The organism is Shouchella phoenicis (assembly GCF_047238345.1).
GTDB lineage: Bacteria > Bacillota > Bacilli > Bacillales > Bacillaceae_D > Shouchella.
The window spans coordinates 3,450,286-3,462,716 of record NZ_JBDFMQ010000001.1 but is presented as its reverse complement, the minus strand read 5'-3'; the positions used below and the strand labels follow the sequence as shown (position 1 = coordinate 3,462,716).

Below are 12,431 nucleotides of genomic sequence, written 5' to 3'. Positions count from 1 at the left end.
TCATCGGTAATAAATAAAGAAAAACGTCTTGATTCTAGCCAACAACTTACGCCTCTAAATCATGAAAGTCAAACCTTTTTTTATTTACAAAAAAAAATAAAAAAGTTCCTTCATATTTATAAGATACGCACCGAGAGATAGGAAAAAAACAAGTATTGACAATGAATTTGGAAACCACTATGATCTCCTATATTAGAGCGAATCGGATGCAGGGGAGATGCAGATGTTGAATCGCATACCAAAATTAATCAAGTTTCCTGAAGAAATTGTTCGAAGGGTAAAAAACTATCAAAACGAACAGAATATATCGACCTTTTCTAAAGCGGTCTATCAGCTCATCGAAAAAGGATTAAATAAGAAAGAACACTCGAAGTAACGGCGTGTTTCTTCTACATATTAATGTAAACGGTATCATAAAAGGTGGGGTGTAAATGACTTTAGATGATTGTGCAAAAACGATCGTGGCTGATCGATTTCCTTCGTGTGAACTTGCGTTACTTGCAGGCAGTGTGTCAAGAAATGAACAAACCGCAACATCTGATTTAGACATTGTTGTGTTTGATCAAAGCGTACATTCGTCGTTTCGAGAATCGTTTTATGAGGGGACATGGCCAGTTGAGCTTTTTGTTCACTCTCTTACGTCTTTTCAAGCCATTTTTACAGCGGATCAAGAGAACGGGACTCCTTCTATGCCGCGAATGGTTGCGGAAGGACGTGTCCTTATTGAAAGAAATCGCCCCTTTTATCAACAAATAAAAACAGAGGCTCAGGCAATATTGACGGAAGGCCCACCACTATGGTCAACGCGAACCCAAGTGGAAAAACGCTATTTTCTAACAGATACACTGGAAGATTTACGAGGGGCAACGCTGCATGAGGAAACATGGTTTATCGTAAATCATTTAATGGAACAGCTAGGAGAATTTGTTTTACGAATGAATCAACAATGGATGGGACGCTCGAAATGGCTCTATCGAAGTTTGTACGCATATGATTCTGATTATGCGGAATTTTTCTTTCTTTCCTTTCAGCACTTTTTTCAAACAGGAGATGCGAAAAAGGTAGTGGCACTTGTTGAGCAAGCACTTGAAGATACTGGTGGACCGATGTTTGCTGGATTCTCAATTGGAAAAAAATAATGAAATCGTGAACAGGATTCTCCTTCAATAAAGTGGAATGGGTTAAGAGGTTGTTTAAAGGGGGAGAATGTGATGATTCGATTGGCAAGATTGGAAGATGCTCAAGGGATCGCCACAGTTCATGTGCATGCATGGCTGACCACGTACACGGGGATTGTTAAGGAAGAAATTCTGGCACGAATGAATATTGAAGATCGCACGACATTATGGACGCGCCATTTAAACGACCGTGACCAAATTATTTATGTCTTTGAAAAGGATGATGCCGTTGTCGGTTTTGCCAGTGCCACGAAATCAACTTCTAACGTGCTAACGCTATATATTTTAAAAGACTATCAAGGAAAAGGCGGAGGAAAAGCACTACTTGCGGCTTTGTTTAAAGACCTAATGGATCTCAATCATCAAGAAGCTTCTGTTGCCGTTTTAGAGGCAAATAACAGTAAATTATTTTACGAGAAGATGGGAGCAAGCTTGAAAAAGCGAACCGAAGTGCCTGGGTATGGTACAGGAAATGTGCTGCTTACTTATACATGGAATGAGTTAACGAAAGCGTGAGAGACGCTTTCGTTTTTTAATTTGCTATCTGAAGTAGAACTACACCAAGGGAAATCAACAGTAGGGATGCGTATTTTAACCAGCCTCGGGATTCTTTTAAAAATAAAATGCCGATTAAGGCCACAAGGAGAATCGTTGTACCAGACCAAACGGCATAAGCAACGCCCACTTCCATGTATTGGATTGAGAAGGTCAAAGCGACAGTCACAACAATATATGAAAGAACGGCTAAAACAGTAGCTGCTTTTTCTTTAAATCCTCGAGACAGCTTCATAAATAAGTTACCAATAACAGAAAAAAGTATCGCCGTTCCTAAAAAAATATAGCCCACTACATGACACTCCTTTTTTGATGGAAATGATTGTGGAGATTTAAAAGTACAACACCAACGATTACGAAAATCATTCCGAGCGCTTTCAATAATGAGACAGATTCATTCAAAAACAAGATGCCTAATAAGACAACAGCAAACGTGCCTAAACCAGACCACAATGCATTCACTAATCCAACCTCTAGCTCTTTAAGAAGATAAATGCATAAAACAAGTGCGGTTAAATAACAGATAAACACCATGACAGACGGTAACCATTGAGTAAATCCCTCTGACTGATTCATAAACATCGTGCCCACCACTTCAATTCCAATCGCAAGAAAGAGTAAAATCACGTTTTTCATGTAAGTGCTCCTTTCTATTCTTACCCTATCATCGAAAGTAGAAATTGTCTGAAATAAACGATTGAAAATGGGTTAAAAAAAGAAGAACCACATAAATATAGATGAAGGCTATTAATTTGAAGGGTGTGTTCGTATGGATCAGCAAGAGGGAAACCGTCATTCTTATCCTCCGCCACATGGGTCGTATCGTGATTTACATAAATGGGACCAGGATCAGCCTGCAAGGTTACATTCTCAAACAGTTGGCAAACGAGGACCTATTCTCAAGCAAGACAACATTGAGCACGAAACGCTTCAAACCTTTATCCATGAAAAGATTACCGAGCGACCTGTGCATGTTAAAGGGTTTGGTGCTTTTGGCTATTTTGAAACGTATTATTCCATGTCACCCTATACATCTCTGTCATTTATGCAACAGCCTGGAACACAGGTGCCTGTGTTCGTTCGGTTTTCCTTGGCGGTAAGTACAAAAGGAACGCCAGACACGTCAAGAAATGTTCGGGGTTTTTCAACGAAATTTTATACGAATGAAGGGATTTACGATTTAGTCTGCAACCATATCCCTGTGTTTTCCGTAAGGGATACAATTCGTTTCCCGGAAGCCATTAAAGCGTTTTTACCTTCGCCGAAAAACAATCTCATTGATCCTGATCGTTTTTGGAGCTTTGTGGCCCGTGCGCCTGAATCCCTTCATTTTGTCTTACGCGTTTACTCCAACATGGGAACAGTGAAGAGCTTGCGCCACATACCAGGACATAGCGTCAATACATATGTGTGGAAAAACAATCAAGGAGAACGTCGCTACATTAAGCTTGCTTGGTTTCCGTTTGCTGGAGAACAATATATTCGCAATCAAGAAGCAGTGACATTAGCTGGAGAGCAACCTGATAGTGCCGGTCAAGATTTATACGATACAATTGCAGGTGGCGGAGTCGTAGAATACGGATTATACGTTCAAGTCATGGATATGGAGGCGGCGGACCAGTTGCCCTATGATCCGCTAGACGACACAAAAATTTGGGATGAGCAGCAGTTTCCGTTCATGCCCATTGGAAAAATGACATTAAATAAAAATCCAGATAACTATATGGAGCAAGTAGAAAAAGCTGCTTTTTCTCCTAGTCATTTGCTCGATGGTGTAGAGCTCTCAGATGATAAGATGCTCCAAGGGAGAGCGAATATTTATTGGGACTCTCAGCGTTATCGAATTGGTCCGGAATTTCGTAAAGTCCCTGTGAATCATCAAAAAGGTTGGTCACCGGGAAATCTCGTAACGAGTGGCGATGGTCGTTATGTAGAAGGCGTCTTGCAACGTTCGGATTTAGAAAAGCAAGATGATTATGCTCAGCCGCGCATGTTCTATGAAGCATTACCTCCTCAAGAAAAAGCTGATTTGGTGGACAATATCGCGTCTCAACTTAAAAGTGTGGCAGGCGATGTTCAGACCGTTGTGATCAATGAAATGAATAAAGTGTCAACGGACTTAGCCAATCGAATAAAGAATGCGATGCAAGCATAAACACAAGTTAAATACTTGTGTTTTTTTTCGTCTCATTTACGGGTAAACTATACATAGATCAAAAAAAGTGAGGGCAAAGAATGACAGCAAGAAGATACGTCATGAGTATGATTCTTATTGTACTAACGTTAACAGGATGCAGTGGTCAGGCTCTAGATCAATATGAATGGGCTTCATTCCCTGAATACATGACGGTTAACGAGGAAATTCAGGGCAATGAGTACGAAGTCAACATTGATACAGATAATGATGGGACACGTGTCATTTTATTTATTGATGAGCAAGGCATTGAGCGGTATAAGAGTGTGTTTATTAAATCTGAAGAACGGGTCATCATTGTTGATCTTCAAACAGACGAAGAAATTTATAATGAGCGTCTATAAAAAATTGTGATGAAAAGCATCTTAGAAAATGAACGCTTTACCGTTTCATCGGGGTATAGGAGAAATCCTGCGTACCTAGTTTAAACAGAACGTGAACGTTATTTACTAATGACTGAATATGAGTATGGCTCATTCAGATTTTTTGACTAAATTTTATAATAATTACAGTTTGTGTTACACTTTAAGAAAGAAAAGGAGAGGATTTACATGTTTGAAATAGTGGATTGGGGAACAGTGATTTTCCAAGTTCTATCTTTTATCGTTCTCTTTGGATTGGGTGGACTTGTTGTTACATTTCTGATTTCGGGAATTCGTTATTTTAATCGCAAGCAATCGTAAATAAAGAATCTCCGTGGCAGAACCATGGAGATTCTCTTTTTTTAATGCATGTTTAGTCTACGCGTTTCTGTGTAAACGGTTGTAACTCCTCTTCTGAAACCCACTTAAAGTTTTGGATCTCTTCTTTAGATGTAGAAATAAAATCAACCATGTACACAGTGGTCTCCTGATGGTTAACGATCTGGACATTTGCACCATTTAAGTCTGGAAGAGCATTAGGGTCAACTTGTACCAACTCACCTTTTTTGTAAGGATCATCATGATATTCTAGGAATTCTTCCGCAAGTACCCATTTATAGGTCATTTGATCAGACCCGTCTGCCATGGTGTATTGAATCTCATAAGCAGTTGTATCATACGCCCCTTTAATGGTGGCAACGGCATACTGCATACCTGGTAATTCATCGGACTTAATGATTGCTTTTGAACCGATAGGAAATGCAGGGTCCTCCGCAATGGCAAGTTGTTCTGGTACACGATCAGCATAATGGTAACGAACGTCACCAACATCTCGTCGGTCCGACGGTTGATGAAGGGATTGAAACTGGTCGGTATGTTCTTTAAGTGGGTGAGGCTTTCCTCCATTTTGATTAACCCCACAACCAGAGAAAAGAATGACAACGAAGCTTAGCATAATCGTTTGTCTTAACAATCGTTTTGTGAGCACATGCTCATCTCCTTCCTACCATTTTTCTTAGATTCTCCATTCTAGGAAAAAGCATGCTCTTTTTTTATAAGAGGGACCACCCTATTAGAGAACAGGCTTTAATAGATGTCTCTTTTTAGTTAACATTGTTCAATTGTTACAAAAGTCTTTCGCATAAATGGAAAAGAAAAGGTAAACTGTAAAAATGAGTGTACGATTGGGGTGGAGAGGGTATGGATGATAAGGCTAGGAGGTGTACGGTTTGCATACGTTGCAGGAAGACGTTAGACAGTTAATAAAATTGAAAGAAGCAGGAAGATTTATTTCTGTTTCCAAACAGTCTCCGCTAATTAAGTCGTTTGCAAAAATTGAATTTGATCATAATGGACATGTCGATTTACATACTGTTGATACAGTGATTCGATCCTTAATTCATACATTAAAAAAGAATGGACAATTAACTTAAAAAGTATAGTCAGATAATTTAAATTAGAGTAAGATGATAAAAAAGTGGAGTGGCGAGGATGGACCGTAATCACGCAATAATTATTGTATCGAGAAATGTCCGTGCAATTAGAACAGAAAGCCAACTGTCGGAAAATCAATTGGCAAATGCACTTGGGATAACAAAAAAGAGTGTTGTCCAACTTGAATCTGGTCAAACTCGAGCCGATTGGACGCTTGTGTGTGCCATTTGTGCCATTTTTCAAGAAAGTGAAGTGCTGGAGCGGTTATTTGGTGGAGATCCTCTAGAAGTTATTAAGTTACTAAGTGATGAGCAAGAAAAAATCATTCGTTCGAAGACAAAAGGCGGTAAAATCTGGTGGAAAAATATAAAATCATTAGGGAGATACAAGCTCCAACAAAATGTAATTAGCCAGCATTATCGAATTATTGATGATTTAGATTACCGTCTAAAAAGTACATTTAATAAGGAAACAGCGTTTGAAACATTAGATCGACTGGCAAAAGATCGTTTTGAGAAAAGATAAAATGTACCGAAGATATGAAGTCAGAAAATTAGATCAGGAAAGTTATTACTGCAAAATTTATGTCACGCTGTGGTATAGTAAGATTTAGCTATGAAAAGAATTAAAATGCAGGAGAAGATATAAAAATGATCAAATCCAAAGACTATTTAAAGCCAATTACCGATGTAATTCTGGCTGAAAAGGTTTCACTCGCGAGTATGCCTCCCTCTTATGATCATATGGATGAAGCGACATTAATTTCGAAGCTTAAGCCGTGGAGACACGAGCTAATTGAAGTTTATGCAAACTCATTTCTAGAGGATAAAGAAGAATCAGAGAAAGCGATTGAGAATTGGGGAGAAGCTGTCGCAGGCTTGCTTGTATCACTCGATTTAGATTTAGATGTCGCGTTAACCGAGATTACGTATTACCGAGATCGTATCGGTGAAATCATTAAAAATGAAGCCGAAAAAGAAGGGTTTACGTTTAATCATTTGTATGACATCATTACAAAATTTAACCAAATTGTTGATTTGGCCACTCAAAAAGTTAGTCAAACGTATATGAGAGACTTCGCAAACAATATTGAAGTAGCGAAATATGCAATTGATGAATTATCGGTGCCGCTTGTTCAGTTAACAGATGAGGTTGGAATTATTCCTATTATCGGTGAAATTGATACAAAACGAGCGCAATATTTGATGACAAATGCTTTAGATAAAGGTTCCCAATTAGGGCTTAAGTATATCATTCTTGATTTATCTGGTGTGAGTGTAATTGATACGATGGTTGCCGCACAAATCTTTAAAGTTGTTGATGCATTAAAGCTTGTTGGCATCGAAACAATGATTAGTGGCGTACGTCCAGAAATTGCACAAACCATGGTTTCACTTGGAATAAAAGTTGACTTAAAAATATATACGTCGTTAAAACAAGCATTTGGTAAAGTGTCAATCGGTCAATAATTAATAAAATAGGGAGGGTGAAAATTTGGAGATTACGCTGATATTTTTGCCCTTTTTTTCGTAATTTCAATGGTTCTCGTAATATGTATTTATAGGATATTGATGTGGTGAACAGTGCTTAGCAGCACTGTTTTTTTGTTGTAGAGTGCCTAATAACACAGACATTCCCCCATGCATACATTTATTATAGAAGATTAATGTAGGAGTTGTGTATCGTGGGGGATTTATTTAGAAGATCTAAAAAGTGCTTTGGGGATATTCAGTTTTTTCCAAGGACGGCTACAAATGGCGGTGCATCTTTTTGTGCAAATGGTGTTATAGGAATAACTGGTATAACGGGAGTGACAGGTGCTACAGGTTCAACTGGGCCTAAAGGTGAAACAGGACCTACAGGTTCAACGGGGATGACTGGAGCAACAGGAATTGGTTTGCAATCTTTGGAGCCATTTGATATAAGAAGATCATTTGAATACCAGTTTGGGCAAATTGTTACATTTGAAGGCAGTACGTATATGGTAAACACGAATAATCCAATCGGGTTTCCTAACGAATCAAATGAGTATACGCTTATGGCGGAGGCTGGCTCGATAGGACCAACCGGAGTCCAAGGAATAACTGGGCAAACTGGAGCTCAAGGAATAACAGGCACAACTGGTGCTACAGGAACTCAAGGAGTAACGGGCACAACGGGGGCCACAGGAATTCAGGGAGTAACAGGACCTACTGGAGCAACCGAAGTCCAAGGAGTAACAGGACCAACCGGGGCTACGGGAACTACAGGTTCTACTGGTGCAACAGGAATCCAGGGGCCAATCGGATCGACAGGTCCTCAAGGAATAACGGGGGCTCAGGGTATAACAGGGTTGACTGGTGCTACAGGAACCCAAGGCCCGATAGGTCCAACTGGATCTCAAGGTTCAACCGGGGCTACAGGGAGCACGGGTGTCCAGGGTCCAACTGGAAGTACAGGAATAACGGGGAATACAGGTTTGACAGGTGCTACAGGAATCCAAGGACCGACCGGGATTACTGGCGTACAAGGTTCAACCGGAGCAACTGGGACTCAAGGAGTGACAGGAAATACAGGAGTAACGGGAGCGCAAGGAATAACAGGTCCAATCGGGTTAACAGGAGCGCAAGGAATAACAGGCCCAACTGGATCAACCGGAGTCCAAGGAATAACAGGCCCAACTGGATTAACCGGAGTCCAAGGAGTAACAGGAGCAACCGGAGCGACAGGTGCCCAAGGAGTGACGGGACCAACTGGAGCAACAGGAGCGCAAGGAATAACAGGCCCAACTGGATCAACCGGACTCCAAGGAGTAACAGGTCCAACCGGGTTAACAGGAATTCAGGGAGTGACAGGCCTAACTGGAGCAACAGGAATTCAAGGAATAACGGGACCTACTGGATCAACCGGAGTGCAAGGAATAACGGGCCAAACTGGAGCAACAGGCCCAACCGGGGCCACAGGAATTCAGGGAGTAACAGGACCTACTGGAGTAACCGGAGTCCAAGGAGTAACAGGTCCAACCGGGTTAACAGGAGCCCAAGGAGTAACAGGACCGACCGGCTTAACTGGAGCACAAGGATTCACAGGGAATACCGGAATAACGGGTAACACAGGATTGACAGGTTCTACTGGACCAACAGGGCTGCAAGGCGTAACCGGAGTAACAGGACCTACAGGAATCCAAGGACCGACCGGTTTAACCGGTGCACAGGGATCGACGGGGAATGCTGGAGTAACCGGACCGATCGGACCAACAGGAACTCAAGGGACTATAGGAGCAACAGGACCTACAGGACCTACAGGATCTACCGGAATTCAAGGACCGACGGGTTTAACAGGTGCGCAGGGACTAACCGGATCAACTGGGACTCAAGGGATAACGGGAACTACAGGTGCAACAGGGCTGCAAGGTACTACGGGAGTAACAGGACCTACAGGAACCCAAGGACCGACCGGCTTAACCGGTGCACAAGGATCGACAGGGAACACTGGAATAACGGGACCGACCGGCTTAACAGGAGCACAAGGATCGACGGGGAACGCTGGAGTAACGGGATTAACCGGAGCGACAGGAACTCAAGGGACTACAGGAGCGACTGGGTCTACAGGAATTCAAGGACCGACGGGTTTAACCGGTGCGCAGGGTTCAACGGGGAACGCTGGAGTAACGGGACCGATCGGACCGACAGGAACTCAAGGCATAACAGGAGCACAAGGTTCAACCGGGGCAACGGGGAGCACTGGTGAAATAGGACCGACCGGCTTAACCGGTGCACGAGGATCGACAGGCAACACTGGAATAACGGGATTAACCGGAGCGACGGGGACTCAAGGGGTAACAGGACCAACAGGGCTGCAAGGTGCTACGGGAATAACGGGACCAACCGGAGCAACGGGGACTCCAGGAATAACGGGGGCTCAGGGTATCACAGGGTTGACTGGTGCTACAGGAACCCAAGGCCCGATAGGTCCAACTGGATCTCAAGGTTCAACCGGGGCTACAGGGAGCACGGGTGTCCAGGGTCCAACTGGTCCTACCGGAATAACGGGGAATACAGGATCAATTGGAATCACAGGTTCTACAGGTTTTCAAGGAGCAACGGGAGTAACAGGATTCACAGGATCAACGGGTTTTCAGGGACCAACTGGGATTACAGGGGCTACAGGACCTACAGGAATCCAAGGGCCGACGGGTTTAACAGGTGCACAGGGACCAACTGGGAACACAGGAGCGACAGGTGTTACTGGAATTCAGGGTGTTACAGGGTTGACTGGTTCTACAGGAAGTACAGGAGCCACTGGAATAACAGGAGCTACAGGTGTTACTGGAGTTCAGGGTGACACAGGTTTGACAGGTGCAACGGGGGCTCAAGGTTCAACCGGGGTTACAGGGAGCACGGGTGTCCAGGGTCCAACTGGAAGTACAGGAATAACGGGGGCTACAGGTGTTATTGGAATTCAGGGTGTTACGGGTTTAACTGGTCCTACAGGAATAACGGGTAACACAGGTTTGACAGGTGCTACAGGAATCCAAGGACCGACGGGTTTAACAGGTGCGCAGGGATTAACCGGAGCAACTGGGACTCAAGGGATAACGGGAACTACTGGTGCAACAGGGCTGCAAGGTGTAACCGGGGTCACAGGGCAAACAGGGCTACAAGGTGTAACGGGAGTCACGGGGCAAACGGGAACTCAAGGTGCTACGGGAGTTACAGGACCTACAGGAATCCAAGGACTGACCGGCTTAACCGGTGCACAGGGTTCGATAGGAAACACTGGAATAACGGGACCGATCGGACCAACAGGAACTCAAGGGATAACGGGAAGTACTGGTGCAACAGGGTTGCAAGGTGTAACCGGGGTCACAGGACAAACAGGGCTACAAGGTGTAACGGGAGTCACAGGGCAAACGGGAACTCAAGGTGCTACGGGAGTTACAGGACCTACAGGAACCCAAGGACCGACCGGCTTAACCGGTGCAAAGGGATCTACAGGAAACACTGGAATAACGGGACCGATCGGACCAACAGGACCGACGGGAATTCAAGGGGTAACAGGACCTACAGGAATCCAAGGACCGACCGGCTTAACTGGAGCACAAGGATTGACGGGGAACGCTGGAGTAACGGGACAGACAGGAGCAACAGGATCTCAAGGCATAATAGGAAACACTGGAGTTACCGGAGTAACAGGACAAACAGGGCTACAAGGTGTAACGGGAGTCACGGGGCAAACAGGAACTCAAGGTGCTACGGGAGTTACAGGACCTACAGGAATCCAAGGACCGACCGGCTTAACCGGTGCACAGGGACCAAACGGAGCAACGGGGATTCAAGGAGTAACAGGCAACACTGGAATTACCGGTTCAACAGGAGTAACAGGATCTATCGGAATCCAAGGACCGACTGGAAACACAGGATTGACAGGTTCTACTGGAGCAACAGGGGCTCAAGGAATAACTGGAGCTACAGGAGTTACCGGATCAGCCGGACCAACAGGATCTCAAGGGAATACAGGGGTAACAGGAAACACTGGAGTTACCGGAGTAATAGGAACAACAGGACTCCAAGGTGTAACGGGAGTGACAGGACCGACCGGACCGACCGGACCGACCGGCTTAGCTGGCGCACAAGGTTCTACCGGGGCAACGGGAAGTACAGGAGCTACAGGAGTTACCGGAATTCAGGGTGTTACGGGATTGACTGGTGCTACAGGAATAACGGGAACTACAGGTTCTACTGGAGCCCAAGGAGTAACAGGTTTTACAGGAACAACGGGTGCTCAAGGGCCAACTGGAATAACGGGACCCACGGGAGTTACGGGTTCTACGGGGGCTCAGGGTAACACTGGTTTGACAGGTGCTACAGGAATCCAAGGTCAGACCGGAGTCACTGGCGCACAAGGTTCAACCGGAGCAACGGGAAGTACAGGAGCTACAGGTGCAACAGGAATCCAAGGTGATACGGGGTTGACTGGAGCTACAGGAAGTATAGGGAACACTGGAATTACAGGTTTAACAGGAAGCACGGGAGTAACAGGCGTACCAGGACCGACCGGAGCTCAAGGGCCAACGGGAGTCACAGGTATTCAAGGAGTCACAGGAACTACAGGTTCTACTGGAGTCCAAGGAATAACTGGAATAACCGGGGCTACAGGAAGCACTGGTTCTCAAGGACCAATTGGACTCACAGGAGCAACAGGTTCTACTGGAGCTCAAGGACCGACCGGCTTGACTGGCCCTACAGGGTTCACAGGTCCAACAGGTTCAGGTGCGGCGGGACCGACTGGGCCAACGGGCACTACTGGCACGAATACAACAGCAAACTCCATGTATGCGGGAAATACTGCTGGAACCACTCTTGCTGTGCTGGTAGTGGGGACAACGGTACCGCTGCCTTCCAATCAAAACTTAAATACGTTTACAGTGAATGTGGCAAACAATACGTTTACGTTTCCTGCCTCTGGAAGATATATGATTAGTTATCAGCTTAATACAACAGCAGGGTTGCTTGTAGGGACACGGCTTTTACGAAATAATATTGTCATTCCAGGTTCTGTCATCAGTCCGGCTGTTTCAACAGAAGCATTTAACTGCTCGCTGATCACAAATTTTAATGCAGGAGATACCCTCTATTTACAATTATTTGGCTTAATTGCCACAGCAGTTCTTTTACCCTCTCCTTCAGTGGGGGCTGCGTTAACGATTATTCAAATGAACTAAAGCGA

At 44.3% G+C, this 12,431-nt stretch carries 13 protein-coding genes; 10 read left to right on the top strand and 3 right to left on the bottom strand.

What is annotated here, in order from left to right; genetic code table 11:
- The first annotated feature begins 223 nt into the window (after positions 1 to 223).
- The 3 genes from ABC361_RS18495 (at position 224) to ABC361_RS18485 (ending at position 1,694) form a co-directional block, all read left to right on the top strand.
- Positions 224 to 376 carry a hypothetical protein gene (locus ABC361_RS18495; RefSeq protein ID WP_176554431.1) on the top strand — a complete coding sequence of 51 codons (153 nt, stop codon included), beginning with the start codon at positions 224 to 226 and terminating at the stop codon, positions 374 to 376.
- Positions 377 to 431: 55 nt separating this feature from the next.
- Positions 432 to 1,139 (top strand): nucleotidyltransferase domain-containing protein, encoded by a 708-nt coding sequence (locus ABC361_RS18490; RefSeq protein ID WP_413075313.1) that lies wholly within the window; start codon positions 432 to 434, stop codon positions 1,137 to 1,139.
- Between the two features lie 72 nt (positions 1,140 to 1,211).
- Positions 1,212 to 1,694 carry a GNAT family N-acetyltransferase gene (locus ABC361_RS18485; protein WP_413075312.1) on the top strand — a complete coding sequence of 161 codons (483 nt, stop codon included), beginning with the start codon at positions 1,212 to 1,214 and terminating at the stop codon, positions 1,692 to 1,694.
- Positions 1,695 to 1,710: 16 nt separating this feature from the next.
- Here ABC361_RS18485 and ABC361_RS18480 read toward each other — a convergent pair whose 3' ends face one another.
- Together ABC361_RS18480 and ABC361_RS18475 are read right to left on the bottom strand one after the other, a co-directional pair.
- Positions 1,711 to 2,025, bottom strand: a complete 315-nt coding sequence (locus tag ABC361_RS18480) for a DMT family transporter (RefSeq protein ID WP_413075311.1) — start codon at positions 2,023 to 2,025, stop codon at positions 1,711 to 1,713.
- Positions 2,025 to 2,369 (bottom strand): DMT family transporter, encoded by a 345-nt coding sequence (locus ABC361_RS18475; protein WP_413075310.1) that lies wholly within the window; start codon positions 2,367 to 2,369, stop codon positions 2,025 to 2,027. The genes ABC361_RS18480 and ABC361_RS18475 overlap by 1 nt, the downstream gene beginning before the upstream one ends.
- Before the next feature lie 133 nt (positions 2,370 to 2,502).
- Here ABC361_RS18475 and ABC361_RS18470 point away from each other — a divergent pair, with 133 nt between their 5' ends.
- From ABC361_RS18470 to ABC361_RS18460, 3 genes are all read left to right on the top strand, one after another.
- On the top strand, positions 2,503 to 3,888 hold the full coding sequence (locus ABC361_RS18470) for a catalase (RefSeq protein WP_413075309.1): 1,386 nt from the start codon (positions 2,503 to 2,505) through the stop codon (positions 3,886 to 3,888).
- 80 nt (positions 3,889 to 3,968) lie between these two features.
- Complete coding sequence (locus ABC361_RS18465; RefSeq protein ID WP_413075308.1) at positions 3,969 to 4,271, top strand: hypothetical protein; 303 nt, start codon at positions 3,969 to 3,971, stop codon at positions 4,269 to 4,271.
- 207 nt (positions 4,272 to 4,478) lie between these two features.
- A complete protein-coding gene (locus ABC361_RS18460; protein ID WP_413075307.1) occupies positions 4,479 to 4,610 on the top strand; it encodes a hypothetical protein in 132 nt (43 codons plus the stop codon).
- A 52-nt stretch (positions 4,611 to 4,662) separates the two neighbouring features.
- On the opposite strand, the gene ABC361_RS18455 is transcribed toward ABC361_RS18460, so the two are convergent.
- Positions 4,663 to 5,277 carry a DUF1541 domain-containing protein gene (locus ABC361_RS18455; RefSeq protein WP_413075306.1) on the bottom strand — a complete coding sequence of 205 codons (615 nt, stop codon included), beginning with the start codon at positions 5,275 to 5,277 and terminating at the stop codon, positions 4,663 to 4,665.
- A 241-nt stretch (positions 5,278 to 5,518) separates the two neighbouring features.
- On the opposite strand from ABC361_RS18455, the gene ABC361_RS18450 reads away from it, so the two are divergent.
- The 4 genes from ABC361_RS18450 (at position 5,519) to ABC361_RS18435 (ending at position 12,426) form a co-directional block, all read left to right on the top strand.
- Positions 5,519 to 5,722: a hypothetical protein gene (locus ABC361_RS18450; protein WP_413075305.1), complete on the top strand. Its 204-nt coding sequence runs from the start codon at positions 5,519 to 5,521 to the stop codon at positions 5,720 to 5,722.
- A 58-nt stretch (positions 5,723 to 5,780) separates the two neighbouring features.
- On the top strand, positions 5,781 to 6,248 hold the full coding sequence (locus ABC361_RS18445) for a helix-turn-helix domain-containing protein (protein ID WP_413075304.1): 468 nt from the start codon (positions 5,781 to 5,783) through the stop codon (positions 6,246 to 6,248).
- A gap of 125 nt (positions 6,249 to 6,373) precedes the next feature.
- Positions 6,374 to 7,192: an STAS domain-containing protein gene (locus ABC361_RS18440; protein WP_413075303.1), complete on the top strand. Its 819-nt coding sequence runs from the start codon at positions 6,374 to 6,376 to the stop codon at positions 7,190 to 7,192.
- Between the two features lie 569 nt (positions 7,193 to 7,761).
- On the top strand, positions 7,762 to 12,426 hold the full coding sequence (locus ABC361_RS18435; RefSeq protein ID WP_413075804.1) for a beta strand repeat-containing protein: 4,665 nt from the start codon (positions 7,762 to 7,764) through the stop codon (positions 12,424 to 12,426).
- Positions 12,427 to 12,431 lie beyond the last annotated feature (5 nt).

Bases quoted from the DNA above. Each gene is read 5' to 3' on its own strand.
- ABC361_RS18475 (WP_413075310.1), bottom strand. From the start codon at position 2,369: ATGAAAAACGTGATTTTACTCTTTCTTGCGATTGGAATTGAAGTGGTG.
- ABC361_RS18470 (WP_413075309.1), top strand. From the start codon at position 2,503: ATGGATCAGCAAGAGGGAAACCGTCATTCTTATCCTCCGCCACATGGG.
- ABC361_RS18490 (WP_413075313.1), top strand. From the start codon at position 432: ATGACTTTAGATGATTGTGCAAAAACGATCGTGGCTGATCGATTTCCT.
- ABC361_RS18440 (WP_413075303.1), top strand. From the start codon at position 6,374: ATGATCAAATCCAAAGACTATTTAAAGCCAATTACCGATGTAATTCTG.
- ABC361_RS18445 (WP_413075304.1), top strand. From the start codon at position 5,781: ATGGACCGTAATCACGCAATAATTATTGTATCGAGAAATGTCCGTGCA.
- ABC361_RS18495 (WP_176554431.1), top strand. From the start codon at position 224: ATGTTGAATCGCATACCAAAATTAATCAAGTTTCCTGAAGAAATTGTT.
- ABC361_RS18435 (WP_413075804.1), top strand. From the start codon at position 7,762: ATGGCGGAGGCTGGCTCGATAGGACCAACCGGAGTCCAAGGAATAACT.
- ABC361_RS18485 (WP_413075312.1), top strand. From the start codon at position 1,212: ATGATTCGATTGGCAAGATTGGAAGATGCTCAAGGGATCGCCACAGTT.
- ABC361_RS18460 (WP_413075307.1), top strand. From the start codon at position 4,479: ATGTTTGAAATAGTGGATTGGGGAACAGTGATTTTCCAAGTTCTATCT.
- ABC361_RS18465 (WP_413075308.1), top strand. From the start codon at position 3,969: ATGACAGCAAGAAGATACGTCATGAGTATGATTCTTATTGTACTAACG.